This window comes from Novosphingobium anseongense, assembly GCF_037482895.1.
GTDB lineage: Bacteria > Pseudomonadota > Alphaproteobacteria > Sphingomonadales > Sphingomonadaceae > Novosphingobium > Novosphingobium anseongense.
Genome location: NZ_JBBHJZ010000003.1, coordinates 556187 through 570234, shown reverse-complemented (window position 1 = coordinate 570234; position 14048 = coordinate 556187). Strand labels below are relative to the sequence as shown.

Below are 14048 nucleotides of genomic sequence, written 5' to 3'. Positions count from 1 at the left end.
CTAGGCAGCGCCGCGACGCACGGCAAGCCGGCCGGGCCCTGGAAATGACCGCGCCGCATTTCACGGCAGCCGGGCGCTGCCAGACGACGAAACGATTCGGCGGGACTCGGAGGCCGTGTTAGCCTGAGGCCCCACCATGGCACGCGAGAGGAGAACGGCCATGACGGAGCTGACCCTGTGCCTCAAGCGCGCACGCGAAGAGGTTCTGCTGGCACTCGGCGCCGACAGTCCCGAGGACGAACGCCTGCATCGCAAGAGGGCCGACCTGCTGACCGCGGAGGCGGTACGCGACATCGATCGCGAACCGGACGCACCGCACGACTGGTCCTTGCTCGCCACGACCTGAACCGGGCAGCCCCCGCCCGACGACGCGAGAACCCGCCGGCCTCAAAGCTGGAAGGGAAGCGGCCGGTGCGGATCGACCGCTTCCCCCTGTCCCCCGGCGATCGTACGGGGGCCAGTTTCGAAAATTCACAGAAGACGCAAAGAAAAGCGCTGGCAGGCAGCAAGACCCGCAGCTGTCGCTTGCCCTTACTACTGCCTTCGATCCTCTAACTCGCCTGAACTCGTCCGCCATCCGGCGCGATGCACGACGGCATCACGCGCGCCGAGCGGCGTTGCAACCTGCTTGATCTGGCGAAATTCCCTTCATCGCCTCCATCCCGTTCCCTGGTCCGATCTCAGCGCTTTTAAGGTGCTTGAGCCGGCCGGTTCTTATGTAACGAATTGTTCAGAATCGGATGCAAAGGTCAAGCAGAAACCCGACCTAGCCTTCGGTAATCCCGGGGAATATTTTACTAAGCAGGCTTAGTATTTCTTGGCGATTACTGTGTGCCGCGCCGGTCGAGCAGTAAAACGCCGGCCTATTCGTAAGGATCACGCCTTCTGGCTGGCGCGCGGGGCGGGCAGGATCGCTTCGCGCAGTGCCACGAAGTCGCGGCATTCTGCGGCGCCGTCGATCCGCGCCTGGAGCGCGCGGTAATGCGCGAGCACCTCGCGCCCCGACGCGCTCAACCGCGCGCCGCCACCATGGGCCATGCCCGGCGAGGTCTCGACCAGCGGCTGCTGCCAGCAGCGATTCATCGCATCGACCAGCAGCCAGGCGCGACGATAGGACATGCCCATCGCCCGCCCGGCGGCGGAGATCGAGCCGTGCTGCGCGATCGCATCGAGCAGGTCGGCCTTGCCCGGCCCCATCGCGATCTCGTCACCGCAATAGAGCTGGATCTTGAGCTTGAGTATCGCCTCGCCGGTCATGGCATCTGTCTAGCGCCGGTTCGCACAAGGGGGAAGCGGCTGCCGCGTCTGCCTCCGGGCTGAAAAATATGGCTAATATGCCGTTATTGCTGCTTGGACCGAACCGTGTCCCGGGCAGCGAAAGACACAGGCGATGCAGCATTTCCCCTTCCCCAAGTCGAAGGCCGGGCTCGAAAGCGCCGAAGTCCCCGTCGAATTGATCCGGCAGCAGCGCACAGCCGCCCAATACGACTTCATCGTCATCGGCAGCGGCCCCTCTGGGCGCCGCGCCGCGATCCAGGCCGCCAAGCTCGGCAAGTCGGTGCTCGTCGTCGAAGGCCGCAAGAAAGTCGGCGGCGTTTCGGTCCACACCGGCACGATTCCCTCGAAGACGCTGCGCGAGACCGCGCTCAATCTCACGGGCTGGCGCGAGCGCGGCTTCTACGGCCGCTCGTACCGCGTGAAGAAGGAGATCGGCAGCGAGGACCTGTCGATGCGGCTGGGCAAGACGCTCGAGCATGAGGTCGACGTTCTCGAACACCAGTTCCTGCGCAACGGCGTCCACACGATGGAAGGCTTCGCGCGCTTCGAGGACGCACACCGCCTGGTCGTCACATCGCCCGACGGCAGCGAACTCGTCGTCGCGGGCGAGCGCATCCTCATCGCCGTCGGCACCGTGCCGTTCCGCCCCGACAATATCGACTTCTCCTGCGACCAGATCCTCGACAGCGACGAGGTGATCGACCTGCCCAAGCTGCCGCGTTCGATCACCGTGGTGGGCGCCGGCGTGATCGGCATCGAATATGCGACGATCTTCTCGGCGCTCGACGTTCAGGTGACGATCGTCGAGCCACGCGAAACCTTCCTGGACTTCATCGACCGCGAGATCCTCGACGAATTCGTCCACCAGTTGCGCGATCGCGGCGTCGCCTTCCGCCTCGGCGCACCGGTGGTTTCGGTGACGAAGGACGCGCAGGGCAAGGTCGTGACCAAGACCGGTGACGGCCGCACCGTGCGCACCGACATGCTGCTCTATTGCGCGGGCCGCCTCGGCGCGACCGGGCAACTCGGGCTCGACGCCTGCGGCCTTGCGACCGACAACCGCGGCCGGCTCAAGGTCGATCCCGACACCTTCCAGACCGAGGTCCCGCACGTCTATGCCACGGGCGACGTCATCGGCTTCCCCAGCCTGGCCTCGACCTCGATGGAACAGGGCCGGATCGCCGCCTGCCACGCCTTCGGCCTGCCGCTGCCCCCCGCCCCGGCCTATTTCCCTTACGGCATCTACGCCGTGCCCGAGATCAGCACCGTGGGCATGAGCGAACAGGAAGTGCGCGACAAGAAGATCAACTACGAATGCGGCATCGCGCGCATGCGCGAGACCAGCCGCGGCCACATCATGGGTCTCGACCAGGGCATGATGAAGATGATCTTCTCGATCAAGACGCGCCGCCTGCTCGGCGTGCAGATCCTCGGCGAAGGCGCGACCGAGCTGATCCACATCGGCCAGGCCGTGCTCAACCTCAAGGGCACGGTCGACTACTTCATCGAGAACACGTTCAACTATCCGACGCTCGCGGAGGCCTACAAGATCGCAGCGCTCGACGCCTGGAACCGCATGCCGCGCGATTGATCACCGCGGCCCCGGCGTTAGCGCCTGCCGCCAGATCGTTTTGAAAACGCGCGGGCAAGATCGACAAAGGCCTTGAACGCCGCCGAAGGATGCCTTCTTCCTGGGTAGTAGAGCGACAGGGGCGCTAGTGGCGGCGTCCAGTCTTCCAAGACTGCCTCCAGCCGACCGGCCTCGACGTCCTCCTTCACCTCGGATTCCATCGTGTAACAGATGCCGATCCCTGCCAACGCCGCCCGTCGTGACAGGCTCGCTTCATCGAGCGTGATGGGACCCACGACGTCGATCTGCAGGGATTGACCATCTTTCGCGAACTGCCAGCGATAGGGAGCCCCGTTCGGAAGGCGCACCTTGAGGCAAGCGTGACGCAAGAGGTCGGGCGGGACCAATGGCTTGCCGTGCGCCTGGAAATAGGCTGGCGAGGCGACCACCACGTTACGCCGCGGCGGCCCCAATGGCAGGGCGATCATGTCGCTGGGCACGAGATCTCCGGCGCGTATTCCGAAGTCGAAACCTTCGGCCACGACGTCGACGAGCCGCCCCTCCGTGACCAGGTCGATGTGCACCTGCGGATAGGCCCGCAGGAACTCGAATATCAACGGTGAGAGGATTTCTCGCGCCGCCGTTGCGAACGCGTTGATCCGCAAGGTTCCCGAAGGGGTTTCCTGCTGTGATTGGGCCGCATGTATCGCATCGTGGATGTCCTGCATCGCCGGCCCTACCTGCCCGACGAAATTGCGACCGGCATCGGTCAGCGAGACGCTACGGGTGGTGCGATGGAACAAGCGCACACCCAGCTGACGTTCCAGCTTGCCGATCGCGTTGCTGAGCGCGGTCGTGGACATTTCGAGCTCGAGCGCAGCGCCACGGAACGAACCGCGTCGCACGATCGCGAGCACCGCATCGAGTTCGACAAGGCTAGGCCGCGACATTATCCCTCCAATCGGAATACTTCGTCCAGTTTTATCCCGATTATCGACATCAATGTCCATAGCTAGATTGCTCAGGGCCAGGAACAGGAACCTGGCTCATTCCATCCCAGGAGCAGCAAATGGCTATCGTTTTACCCCAACCCATCGCCGACTATTTTTCGGCCGACGCAGGCTCGAGTGCCGATGCCATTGCGCAATGCTTCACCCCTACGGCCGTCGTGAAAGACGAAGGGCGCACCTACACCGGGCGCGCGGCCATCCATCGGTGGAAGGTCGAGTCCTCTGCGAAATACACCTACACGTCAGAACCGCGCACGATCGCCGAGGAAAACGGCCGGATGGCCGTCACCAACCATCTCGTCGGGGACTTTCCGGGCAGCCCAGCCGACCTGCGCTACTTCTTCGTCCTGGATGGCCAGAAGATCGCCGAACTGGAGGTGATCCCATGAAGCCGTTCATCAGCCTCGAAGGCAGGCGCGCCCTGATCACCTCGGGCACCCGCGGCGCAGGAGCCGCCACCGTGGCGCTGTTCCAGGAACTGGGCGCCCACGTGCTGACGACCGCCCGCACGCCGCCCCCCACACCGAGCGCGTTCGAGTTCGTCGCAGCCGATCTCACGCGTCCCGAGGACTGCGCGGTCCTCGCCAAAGCCGTGCGGGAACGCCTGGGCGGCGTGGACATCATCGTCCACATGCTGGGCGGCTCGTCGGCGCCGGCCGGCGGCTTCGCGGCGCTTGGAGATGCAGAATGGAATCGGGAACTCGACCTCAACCTCATGCCTGCGGTACGGCTTGATCGCGAACTGGTGCCCGATATGGCGGCGCGCGGCCGCGGCGTCGTGATCCACGTCACGTCCATCCAGCGCGCGCTGCCTCTTCCCGAGGCGACCACGGCTTACGCGGCTGCCAAGGCCGCGCTCTCGACCTACAGCAAGAGCCTCTCGAAAGAGGTTTCGCCCCAAGGCGTTCGCGTCGTGCGCGTGTCACCTGGCTGGATCGAGACCGAGGCGTCCGTCGACCTCGCGGTGCGCCTGGCGGCGGAACACGGCGCCGATGTCGCAGAAGGCAAGCGCATGATCATGGCCTCTCTGGGTGGCATCCCGATCGGCCGGCCTTCCACGCCGGACGAAGTCGCCAGCCTGATCGCCTTCCTCGCGTCGGACCGGGCAGGAACGATCACCGGCACAGAATATGTCATCGATGGTGGCACGGTGCCGACAGCCTGATCACTATCATCCCAATTGTCGATCAGCCTGACCCGCCCGTGCCGCCTCATCCCGACAGGGGACCCGGATCGATGTCGTCCGCATCCTCCTTGCGAAGGTAACGCAAGGTCCAACGCGGCTCACCGCCGGGTCCCAACTCTATGTCGGGAATCGCCACGGGATCATCTCCGGTCTCAAGCCAGCCTGCGCCGTTGCAACGATCGCAGATCGCGCGACGGCAGCGGAACGTCACGAGATCGATCTGGGCGTTCCAGCTGCCATGGCCTCGACACCGAGGGCACAGCGCGTCAAGCGCGCCGTTTCGTGGCTGAAGAGCGATCATGTCGAATGCGTGCGGACAGTCCGGGCCGTCGCAGTAAACGACATTGCTGGCGTGTGGCATGGCTACTCCTTCAGTGCCTCAACCCTTCAGGGGTGCCTGGGATCCAAACCGATCCAACCCGATTTCACTCGTCGGTGAACCTTCCAGCCGACAACGCCCGCATCAAATCGGATCGACGTCACGACTGGCAACACATGATTTCATCCCCGCAAAACCACGACTTGCCGCGTATAGGACAGCTAATCATCAGTTAACTCGAAACTTACGCCTTCTTGCAATGACGATGTCGCACTCCACTCCTCGGTCGCATCCCAAAAAAATAACAATCGATTGACAGGAGGATGAGATGGCTCGTCACGGTATTTATCCGCACGATATAGTTCCGCCAAAATCAAAGTATTTCGATTCCGGAAGATTCGGGAGACTCTTCCCGCAGCTGCCTGCATTTTCATCGGACACACCCGAAATTCGCGAAGCCCTGATCGACATCGGCAAGCCCGGCGGGATCATGGATGCCAAGGACAAACTGTCCGAAGGCCCTATCAAACTGATCACCGAACCGGCCCTGTCGGCCAAGAACCCGAACAACCCGCAGCTCACTGCCGGCTTTACCTTTCTGGGGCAGTTCCTCGATCACGACATGACGTTCGACCCGACCTCCAGCCTCGAGCGACAGGCGGATCCCGAGCACATCTCCAACTTCCGCACGCCGTCGCTCGCGCTCGACAACGTGTACGGCTCCGGCCCCGGCGGCAGTCCGCATCTGTACGATCAGGGTGCCGGGAAAGGGATCAAGTTCCTGCTCGAGGAAACCGGTACGCCGGGCAAGTTCGACGTGCCGCGCAACAGCCAGAACGTCGCCCTCATCGGCGATCCGCGCGATGACGAGAACCTGATCATCTCGCAGCTCCAGGTGGCATTCCTCAAGTTCCACAATGCGGCGATCGATCACGTCAAGACGAAGGTCAAACTGACCAACCCCGACGAGATCTTCAGCGAGGCGCAACGCCTGGTGCGCTGGCACTACCAATGGATCGTGATCCACGAATTCCTGAAGAAGACCTGCGGCGCCGCGGTCGTCGAAGACATTCTCGCCAACGGCCGCAAGCATTACAAGTGGCACAACGAGCCGTTCGTCCCGGTGGAATTCTCGGTCGCGGCCTACCGCTTCGGCCACAGCCAGGTGCGCCCTTCCTATCGCGCCAATTTCACGGGCAATCCTGGCGGACAACCGTTTTTCGGGATGATCTTCACGCCCACCCCGTCGAACCCGAACGATCCGGACGATCTGTCCGGCGGTCACCGCGCACCGCGACGCTTCATCGACTGGCCGACGTTCTTCGACTTCGGCGACGGCAACGTTCGACCCAACAAGGCGATAGACAGCATCCTGTCGACGGCCATGTTCCGGCTGCCCGGATCGGTGGTGCCGAACGCGGCGGCGAAATCCAACCCGGCTTCGCTCGCCCAGCGCAACCTGCTGCGCCACCTCACCTTCTCCTTGCCCTCGGGTCAGCGCGTGGCGAAGGCGATGGAACTGCCGATCCTATCCAAGGGGGACTTGGCCGACCTGAAACCCTATGGTCTCGATGACCGAACCCCGCTTTGGTTCTACATCCTGCGGGAGGCGGCAGTGCTGGCCGAAGGAAAGACGCTCGGCCCGGTCGGCGGCAGGATCATCGCAGAGGTGTTCATTGGCCTGATGCAGGGCGATGGCACGTCGTATCTGTCCCAGGATCCCGAATGGCAGCCGTCACTGCCGACGATCGATGCAGGACGGACCGGCGACGACTTCCTGATAATCGACCTGCTGCGATTTGCCGGCGTCGCCTGAGCGACGACATGACGGACTTCATCCGGCTCGGATCCTTCGAGCCGAATGAAGTCCAGTCGCGCCTGCGCACCCGGAATGGTGATCAGCGCCATAGGCAAGCGGGCATTTGCTCTGTACGGGCTCTTATCGAGAGACCGAGCGCTCGTATTTACAATGCGCTCTTCTCCCGCTGCGACCCATCGATCGATCCCGCACCGTTCGGCAGTCAAGGCACCCCTGCTCGCGAAAGCCCACAACCAAAGCTCATGGCCTTATTCGATCCCCGACTGGCTGAACTGGGCTGGAAACCCTTCTTCAGCGCACAGATCTCCAGCGAGGAGGAAACAGACTGCCTGCCCGTTCGCGTCATGGCGGTTCATCGCGGGAAGATCGCGGTAGCGGGCGCGGGGATGGAAGCACTCATCGAACCACGCATCCCCGGGGCCGATGCGGAAGAACATCGCCCCGCCACCGGCGACTGGTTGCTGCTCCACCGCGAAAACCTCCAGCCGGTGCGGCTCCTGCGCCGGGCCAGTCTGTTCAAGCGCATCGCCGCGGGAGGCCGCCAGAAGCTGCAAGTGATCGCCGCGAACGTGGATACCGTGTTCATCGTCGCAAGCTGCAATCAGGACTTCAACATCGCGCGGATCGAGCGCTATCTCGTCCTCGCGCAGGAGGTGCAAGTGCCTGCGGTCGTCGTCCTCACCAAGATGGACTTGGCCGACGAGCCCGAGCGGTTTGCCGAAGAGGTACGGCGCTTTCGACCGGACCTTGCCGTGGAAACCGTCAATGCGCGCGATGCTGCCAGCGTCGCGAGGCTTGCCGATTGGTGCGGTGAAGGCCAGACCGTCGCCTTGGTGGGCTCATCCGGCGTCGGCAAATCGACCTTGGTCAACACGCTGCGCGGCTCCGACAACATCGCAACGCAAGCGGTCCGCGAGGAGGACGGCAAAGGTCGCCATACGACCACCGTGCGAGAGATGCATCGCCTGGAGCGGGGCGGATGGCTGCTCGACACTCCGGGAATGCGAGAACTGCAACTGGCGGATACGGCCGCGGGCCTGGCCGAGGTCTTCGACGATATCGTCGCCATTACCCGGCAGTGCCGCTTTTCGAACTGTTCTCACGGAGCCGAGCCCGGCTGCAGCGTGCGGCCCGCTTTGGCGACCGGGCAGATCAATCGCGATCGCTTCGATCGTTGGTGCAAGCTGGCATCGGAAGACACCGCGAATTCCGGGCGAAGCACAACGCGGCGAGATCGCGCCGATGCTGCCGAAAGACGGGCGCAGTCTCATGCGAAGAAACCTGGCAAGGGACCGCGTCGATAGCGACCTGGCGACACCACCCGACATCAAGGAAAGCAAATGGCCGATCTCTATTTGAAAGCGCTCGAATCCGAACGCAGGAGCCTATGGGCGGCCTGCCGGCTCAAGGGGCTCGCCAAGGACACCCCCGAACGCATACGCATAGCAGAGCTCGACCGCCTTCTGAGCGAACACAAGGCCAGGAAGGACGTCTGAGGACCAGCCGCTGCGACGATCTTCGGCGCGGCGACCTGGGTCGATACTCGCCCTGCCCGTTTGTGACTGTCCGCTCTCAAGCGCTCATCAGGGTTCCCGTGCTTCCGACATAGCTCAGTTGCGTTGCGCCATGGCCGCGCATCAGGGCCAGGGCGACGAACTCGTCGTAGTCCTGGCCCAGCGTGATGCCGAAGCGGTCGAAATAACCGGCCCAGAGCGGGTCGGCCCGGCCGATGCGCACCGCTTCCGCCCAATGGCGCGCGGCGGCTTCGGGCTGGTTCAGCTGGCCCTTGGTCAGCGCCAGGCAATAGTGGCCGAAGGCGTGGTTCTGATAGGTTCGCGTGACATATTCGAAGTAGGAATCGGCCGCGGCGTAGTCGCCGTTCTGCAAGCGGTATGAATTGACGAAATTGACGTCGAGATTCATCACATAGGCCGCATCGGAGATGTATTCGGCAGAGAACTCCTTCGTGTTGATGACGTTCTCGCCATAGAGGAAGCCGGACACGAGGAATTCCGCGTTGGGGTCGATATAGCCTTCCTCGAGGCACTGCTCATAGAGCAGCGAGCCCTTGATCGGACTCGCCACCGATATGCTGCAGAGGTCGATGCCCCATTCGAGGATCTTGTCGCGCGTTGTCTGGCGATGCTGGTCGGTCTCGCCGGGCAGGCCGACCACGATGAAGGCCACGATCCAGATGTTGTGCCTGCGCAGGGCATCGACGACTGGCTGGACATGGGCGATCTTCATCGGCTTGTTGACGAGGTTGCGAATGACCCATTCGTCGCCCGATTCCACCGCGATGCGGACCGATCGGACCCCGGCCTTGTACATCAGCTCGATCAGCTCCTCGTCCATGTAGGTGGGCGAAAGGCCGTTCGGCAATTCGATGCGAAGGTTGAAGGGCGCGAGCCGGCGGAAGATTTCCTTGGCGCGATCGCGCGCCAGCAGCAGCATGTCGTCGTAGAAGATCAGGCAGTTGGCGCCATAGCGCGCCACGATGTTCTCGACATGGGCGATCAGTTCGTCGACGCCCGAATAGCGCATCGACTTGTCGTTTTCACCCGAATGCCAGCAGAACGAGCACTTGAACGGGCAACCGCGCGAGGTGACGATCGGAAACGCGCGCAGACTGTCGAGATAGCGGTCGTCGAGCGGATTGAACGACACCCGGCGATCGTAGCTGGCCACGTCGATCAGCGAATAGTCGATGTCGATGACCTCGCTGATGTCGGTCAGCAGCTTCTTCTGCGGGCCCTTGGGGCTGGCGATATCCTTGCGCGACACCCAGGTGGCGTGATCCTCGACCTCCTGGAGCAGGTTCTCGGCCATCAGCAGATCGTGGAACGGCAGTTCGCCTTCGGAGAAGCAGATCGCGTCAAGGTCGGGCTGGTTCTGCAGGATCTTCTTGGCGACGGGGGAAACCGCCGGCCCGCCGCACACCGTCAGGATGTCCGGCGACACCTGCTTGGCGACCTTCAGGACCGGCGCGATGGCGAAATAGGCATTGTCGAACATGACCGATACCCCGAGGATATCGGGCTGAAACGCTTCGAGCTTGGCGCGCAGATCGCCCTCGAGCCGCGCGATGCCATCGTGATCGATGGCCACGTCCATGATGTCGAAATCAGCAAGCCCCTGATTATGCTTGATGATCGACAGGACGCCATAGGGATAGTCCTGGATGTTCCCCGCATTGCCTTCCGAGCGCAGATGCGTGACGACGACGAAGAGAACCTTCCGGCGCGGCGAGCCGGCCGCCACCCGCGAACCTTCGAGGCCTTCGCGAAGCGCCGGCGCTGACAAGACTTTGTCCATGTTCCCCTATCAGAAAATCAATCGATACCTCCCGACATGATCGACCATGCGCGAAAGCCTGTCCACCGCTCAATGGCGGCGAGCCGGCCATTCACGATCCTTCGAACCTGGGCGCCTTCGCGAAGTCTGCCTTGGCAAAGGGGCGATCGGTGAAAAGGTAGCCATAGTAGAACTCGCGCAGGTCGCGGTGGAAGGCGCGGATGCGCTCCTGGTAGGCCAGTTGCGCGGCGAGATCGGTACCGGCGAGCCCGGTCAGCAACGCCTGCAGACCGACGGGCGGCAAGGCCCATCCCACCGTCCGCGCCGCGGCATCGCGCTTCTTCAGGCCGGCCTTGTAGGCCTGCACCTGCCGCGCCACGCTTTCGTCGCCGACCTGATGGAAGGCCAGGTACCATTTGTAGTGGAAATCCGGGCCGAGCGGTGGAGAGCCGGACCACTGCGGATGGCTTGCGTAGAACTGGCGCATGGTTTCCTCGCGCGGGATTTCCCATGCTGCGTTGACCTTCTCGCGCTGCGCCAGCGCGATTTCCGAGCCCTGATCGATCGGCACGGCCTGATTGATCGCCACATGTGCCAGAGTGGGCAGAACGAGCGTCAGCACCAGCCAAGCGCCCGCGAGAGTCGCGGCATTGGCGGTCGAGCTCGCGCCGAGCCGGCCCACCAGCAGCGCGAGCGCGATCCAGAACAGCAGATAGGCGGCGGCGGCCAGCACGATCAGCGCTACCGACTCTACGGAAACGGCCGACCAGATGGCAGCGACGAGAAACGGCGCCATGATCACCGCGAAGACCAGGCCGAAGCGCAGCAGCGCGCGCCGGAACCAGAGCCGTCGCGCGCCCGGCAGGGCGGAAAGCATGCGGGCACGGCCGGCCTCTCGCTCGCCCGAAATGAGATCGTGGAACAGCGCGATCACGAAAAGCGGCGCGAGGAACACGAGCAGGAACGAGAAGTCGAACCTCCCCGGCAAGGCCAGTTCGGGATTGAACACGTCGCCGTCGTAGATCTGCGCTTCCAGGCCCAACGCCCGCACGCGCAGGATGTAGGGCGAGACGTCGCGCATGCCGATCGCGGCGAAAGCGAGCGGCGACGGCGCGTCCCAGGTCGGATGGAACGTGTAATAGGCAGCGCTGCCGGCATCCTTGTCTTTGTCCACCCAGGCGGCGATCGCGGCGATGTCCTGCTTCTGCGGTTCGGTGATCGCCGCGATGGCCCCGTGCTGGCGCGCCACTTCGGCCAGCCCTGCGCCGACCGCGGCCAGGCTCAGGACCGCGAGCAATGCCAGGGCGCCGACCGCGAGCGGCGCGCGGAACAGCAGCCGCGCTTCGTGCATCCAGATGCGCATCAGCGGCCTCCCAGACGGCGCGTGGCGAAGACGAGCGCGGCGGCTGCCACGAGAAGCCACGCCGCCAGCACGCCGAGCCACGGCAGCGCCGCTAGGGCGAGCGTGGAACCGGCGGGCTGGCGGAACCGGAAATCGGGCATGGCCTGCCAGGTCTGTTCCGAAACGCGCTTGCGCCGGTCGGCGTCGGCATCCCGGGCCGTGTCGTCGGCATAGCTCACGGCATTGGCCTGGAGGCGATTGAGGCGCTGGACCAGATCGAAGCGATAGGCTTCGGCCTGCTCGAGAAAGCGGCGATGGCCCGCAAAGTCGGTTCCCGCCGCCGCCATCGACAGCGTACGCAGCGCGATGGCCGGGCTCAGCAGGCCGAGCGAATGGACCACGTCGTTCTGCCGAACCTGCGCGTCGAAGCTCCGCGCCGCGTAGCGGTCGAACAGGTCCGAGGTCAGCCTTTCGCCCTCCACGGCGAGGATGCCCTTGTAGTTCACGGGAAGCTCTTCGACACGGGTGACGCCGTAGCGGTCGAGCACCGACTGCTTGAACCGCGCGAAGTGCGGATCGGCGGGATCGTGGCTATCGCCCAGGCCGCGCAGGTCGCGCGCGATGGCGATATCGGTCTGAAGGCGGTTGCTCAGCGGCACCATGGCGCCGGCCGCGTCCGGCGCCACGCGCGGCAGCAGCACGACGAGCACGGCCCACAGCGCGAGCAAGGCGATCAGCGCGTCGCGGCTGCGCCGCATCAGCGCCGACAGGAACAGGATCAGCGCCGACCACAGCGCGAGGTAGACACCGTAGCCGATCGCGATCAGCGCCATCGGCGCGGACTGGGCGCCCGGCTGGCCCGCGATCAGCGCGAAGCCGAGCATCGCCGGAAGACCGGCCAGAAGCGCCACCAGCCCGAGCGCGACGAGCTTGCCGGCAACGATCTGGCCGCTCGACGCCCCCTGCAGCATCAGGGGCCGCAGCGTGCCCCTTTCGCGCTCGCGCGCGATCGCGCCATAGCCAAGGAAGATGAGCAGCAGCGGCGCGACCGCCTGCAGGACGAAGGCCGGAGTGAGCTGGCCGAAGCGGATCAGCAGCGAGCTCTGGCGCACGTCGCCGAAATTGGCGGTGTTCTGCCGGTGACCTTCGAGAAACATGGAATTGCCGGTGAAGGCGTCCACCCCCGGATCGAACGCCGCGAGCGGACCGAGCGGGCGGAAGATGAAGGTGCCGTAGTGGACGACGCGGTGTGGGTGACGATCGGGTTGCGCGTCGAAGGCGCGATCGGCCGCGGCCTGGTGACGCGTGCGCAGAGCGTCGATGCCCTGGCGGTGGCTCCAGGCGGTGACCACCGCGGTCAAGGTCAGGAGCACGAGCAGGGCGAAGGCGACGACGGCGACGCGATTGCGCCGCATCAGGCGCAGTTCGTCGCGGGCCACGAGCAGCGCCGGGTTCATGCCGCGGCCCTCTCGCCCGCGAAGCGCGCGTGCAATGCGCGCAGATCGAACCGCTCGCGGCCCGCAGCCGCCACCTCGTCGGCGATCCGGCCGGCAGCGATGAAACCGATGCGATCGGCGACGTCGGCGGCGCTCATCAGGTCGTGCGTCACCATCAGCACCGCGGTACCGCGCGCGCGAACCGAGGCGAGCAGCGTGTTGAAGTCGGCCGTCGCGCGCGGATCGAGGCCGGAGGTCGGCTCGTCGAGCAGCAGCACGGGCACTTCGCGCAGCAGCGCCACGGCGATCGCCACCTTCTGACGCATACCCTTCGAAAAACCGCCGAGCCGCTGGTCCCAGGCCCGCTCCTGCAGGCCCGCGGCGGCGAAAGCGCCGAGGACGGCATCGCGCGACTGGCGCTCGCCCGAGAGCGCCAGCAGGTAGTCGGCGTTCTCGAAGGCGGAGAGATGCTCATAGAGCGCCACGTTCTCGGGAAGATAGGCGATCCTGCGACGCGCTGCATCCGCATCGGCACCCGGATCGATCCCAGCGATCTGCACCCTGCCCGCTTCGGGCTTCGCGAAGCCGAGCAGCACCGAGAGCGTGGTCGACTTACCGGCGCCGTTGCCGCCGAGCAGCGCATAGATGCTGCCGCGGGCGACCTGGAGCGTGAGGCCGTCGAGCACACGGTGCGATCCATAGGAGAGCGCGACAGCGGACAGGTCGATTGGAGCCGAAACGGGCTCGGGCATGGGATTCTCCTTCGTCAGGAGCCCACATTTCGCGGCCAAGCG

Annotated in this window: 14 protein-coding genes; 7 read left to right on the top strand and 7 right to left on the bottom strand. The window is 64.6% G+C overall.

Features of this window, described 5'->3' with window-relative positions; genetic code table 11:
• Window positions 1-160: 160 nt before the first annotated feature.
• Window positions 161-346: a hypothetical protein gene (locus WG901_RS16670; protein ID WP_339588221.1), complete on the top strand. Its 186-nt coding sequence runs from the start codon at window positions 161-163 to the stop codon at window positions 344-346.
• 530 nt (window positions 347-876) lie between these two features.
• Here the strand turns inward: WG901_RS16670 and WG901_RS16665 are convergent.
• Window positions 877-1257, bottom strand: coding sequence for a winged helix-turn-helix domain-containing protein (locus tag WG901_RS16665; protein WP_339588220.1), 381 nt, complete (start codon window positions 1255-1257; stop codon window positions 877-879).
• 133 nt (window positions 1258-1390) lie between these two features.
• On the opposite strand from WG901_RS16665, the gene sthA reads away from it, so the two are divergent.
• Window positions 1391-2869 (top strand): Si-specific NAD(P)(+) transhydrogenase, encoded by a 1479-nt coding sequence (gene sthA / locus WG901_RS16660; protein WP_339588219.1) that lies wholly within the window; start codon window positions 1391-1393, stop codon window positions 2867-2869.
• Window positions 2870-2886: 17 nt separating this feature from the next.
• Here sthA and WG901_RS16655 read toward each other — a convergent pair whose 3' ends face one another.
• Window positions 2887-3798: a LysR family transcriptional regulator gene (locus tag WG901_RS16655; protein ID WP_339588218.1), complete on the bottom strand. Its 912-nt coding sequence runs from the start codon at window positions 3796-3798 to the stop codon at window positions 2887-2889.
• Between the two features lie 119 nt (window positions 3799-3917).
• Between WG901_RS16655 and WG901_RS16650 the strand changes: the two genes are divergently transcribed.
• Both WG901_RS16650 and WG901_RS16645 read left to right on the top strand, forming a co-directional pair.
• Window positions 3918-4247, top strand: a complete 330-nt coding sequence (locus WG901_RS16650; RefSeq protein WP_339588217.1) for a nuclear transport factor 2 family protein — start codon at window positions 3918-3920, stop codon at window positions 4245-4247.
• Window positions 4244-5023, top strand: coding sequence for an SDR family oxidoreductase (locus WG901_RS16645; protein ID WP_339588216.1), 780 nt, complete (start codon window positions 4244-4246; stop codon window positions 5021-5023). Before WG901_RS16650 ends, WG901_RS16645 begins: the two co-directional genes overlap by 4 nt.
• 46 nt (window positions 5024-5069) lie before the next feature.
• Here the strand turns inward: WG901_RS16645 and WG901_RS16640 are convergent, their stop codons facing one another.
• Entirely contained in the window at window positions 5070-5405 is a 336-nt protein-coding gene (locus WG901_RS16640) for a hypothetical protein (protein WP_339588215.1), read from the bottom strand.
• 448 nt (window positions 5406-5853) lie between these two features.
• Here WG901_RS16640 and WG901_RS16635 point away from each other — a divergent pair, with 448 nt between their 5' ends.
• The 3 genes from WG901_RS16635 to WG901_RS16625 are packed head-to-tail and all read left to right on the top strand — an operon-like array spanning window position 5854 to window position 8678.
• Window positions 5854-7179 (top strand): peroxidase family protein, encoded by a 1326-nt coding sequence (locus WG901_RS16635; protein ID WP_339588214.1) that lies wholly within the window; start codon window positions 5854-5856, stop codon window positions 7177-7179.
• A gap of 8 nt (window positions 7180-7187) precedes the next feature.
• Window positions 7188-8486, top strand: a complete 1299-nt coding sequence (rsgA, locus tag WG901_RS16630) for a ribosome small subunit-dependent GTPase A (protein ID WP_339588213.1) — start codon at window positions 7188-7190, stop codon at window positions 8484-8486.
• Between the two features lie 36 nt (window positions 8487-8522).
• Window positions 8523-8678 (top strand): hypothetical protein, encoded by a 156-nt coding sequence (locus tag WG901_RS16625; RefSeq protein WP_339588212.1) that lies wholly within the window; start codon window positions 8523-8525, stop codon window positions 8676-8678.
• A gap of 76 nt (window positions 8679-8754) precedes the next feature.
• Here the strand turns inward: WG901_RS16625 and WG901_RS16620 are convergent, their stop codons facing one another.
• From WG901_RS16620 to WG901_RS16605, 4 genes are all read right to left on the bottom strand, one after another.
• Window positions 8755-10497: a B12-binding domain-containing radical SAM protein gene (locus WG901_RS16620; protein WP_339588211.1), complete on the bottom strand. Its 1743-nt coding sequence runs from the start codon at window positions 10495-10497 to the stop codon at window positions 8755-8757.
• 91 nt (window positions 10498-10588) lie between these two features.
• Complete coding sequence (locus tag WG901_RS16615; protein WP_339588210.1) at window positions 10589-11839, bottom strand: DUF3526 domain-containing protein; 1251 nt, start codon at window positions 11837-11839, stop codon at window positions 10589-10591.
• Window positions 11839-13275: an ABC transporter permease gene (locus tag WG901_RS16610; RefSeq protein ID WP_339588209.1), complete on the bottom strand. Its 1437-nt coding sequence runs from the start codon at window positions 13273-13275 to the stop codon at window positions 11839-11841. The genes WG901_RS16615 and WG901_RS16610 overlap by 1 nt, the downstream gene beginning before the upstream one ends.
• The gene (locus WG901_RS16605; RefSeq protein WP_339588208.1) at window positions 13272-14006 is read right to left on the bottom strand and encodes an ABC transporter ATP-binding protein; all 735 of its coding nucleotides are present in this window, start codon (window positions 14004-14006) and stop codon (window positions 13272-13274) included. Before WG901_RS16605 ends, WG901_RS16610 begins: the two co-directional genes overlap by 4 nt.
• Window positions 14007-14048 lie beyond the last annotated feature (42 nt).

What these genes read in the sequence shown, in the direction of transcription:
- rsgA (WP_339588213.1), top strand. Translation starts at nt 7,188, where the DNA reads ATGACGGACTTCATCCGGCTCGGATCCTTCGAGCCGAATGAAGTCCAG.
- WG901_RS16650 (WP_339588217.1), top strand. Translation starts at nt 3,918, where the DNA reads ATGGCTATCGTTTTACCCCAACCCATCGCCGACTATTTTTCGGCCGAC.
- WG901_RS16625 (WP_339588212.1), top strand. Translation starts at nt 8,523, where the DNA reads ATGGCCGATCTCTATTTGAAAGCGCTCGAATCCGAACGCAGGAGCCTA.
- WG901_RS16615 (WP_339588210.1), bottom strand. Translation starts at nt 11,839, where the DNA reads ATGCGCATCTGGATGCACGAAGCGCGGCTGCTGTTCCGCGCGCCGCTC.
- WG901_RS16635 (WP_339588214.1), top strand. Translation starts at nt 5,854, where the DNA reads ATGGATGCCAAGGACAAACTGTCCGAAGGCCCTATCAAACTGATCACC.
- WG901_RS16610 (WP_339588209.1), bottom strand. Translation starts at nt 13,275, where the DNA reads ATGAACCCGGCGCTGCTCGTGGCCCGCGACGAACTGCGCCTGATGCGG.
- WG901_RS16645 (WP_339588216.1), top strand. Translation starts at nt 4,244, where the DNA reads ATGAAGCCGTTCATCAGCCTCGAAGGCAGGCGCGCCCTGATCACCTCG.
- WG901_RS16670 (WP_339588221.1), top strand. Translation starts at nt 161, where the DNA reads ATGACGGAGCTGACCCTGTGCCTCAAGCGCGCACGCGAAGAGGTTCTG.
- WG901_RS16605 (WP_339588208.1), bottom strand. Translation starts at nt 14,006, where the DNA reads ATGCCCGAGCCCGTTTCGGCTCCAATCGACCTGTCCGCTGTCGCGCTC.
- sthA (WP_339588219.1), top strand. Translation starts at nt 1,391, where the DNA reads ATGCAGCATTTCCCCTTCCCCAAGTCGAAGGCCGGGCTCGAAAGCGCC.
- WG901_RS16640 (WP_339588215.1), bottom strand. Translation starts at nt 5,405, where the DNA reads ATGCCACACGCCAGCAATGTCGTTTACTGCGACGGCCCGGACTGTCCG.
- WG901_RS16655 (WP_339588218.1), bottom strand. Translation starts at nt 3,798, where the DNA reads ATGTCGCGGCCTAGCCTTGTCGAACTCGATGCGGTGCTCGCGATCGTG.
- WG901_RS16665 (WP_339588220.1), bottom strand. Translation starts at nt 1,257, where the DNA reads ATGACCGGCGAGGCGATACTCAAGCTCAAGATCCAGCTCTATTGCGGT.
- WG901_RS16620 (WP_339588211.1), bottom strand. Translation starts at nt 10,497, where the DNA reads ATGGACAAAGTCTTGTCAGCGCCGGCGCTTCGCGAAGGCCTCGAAGGT.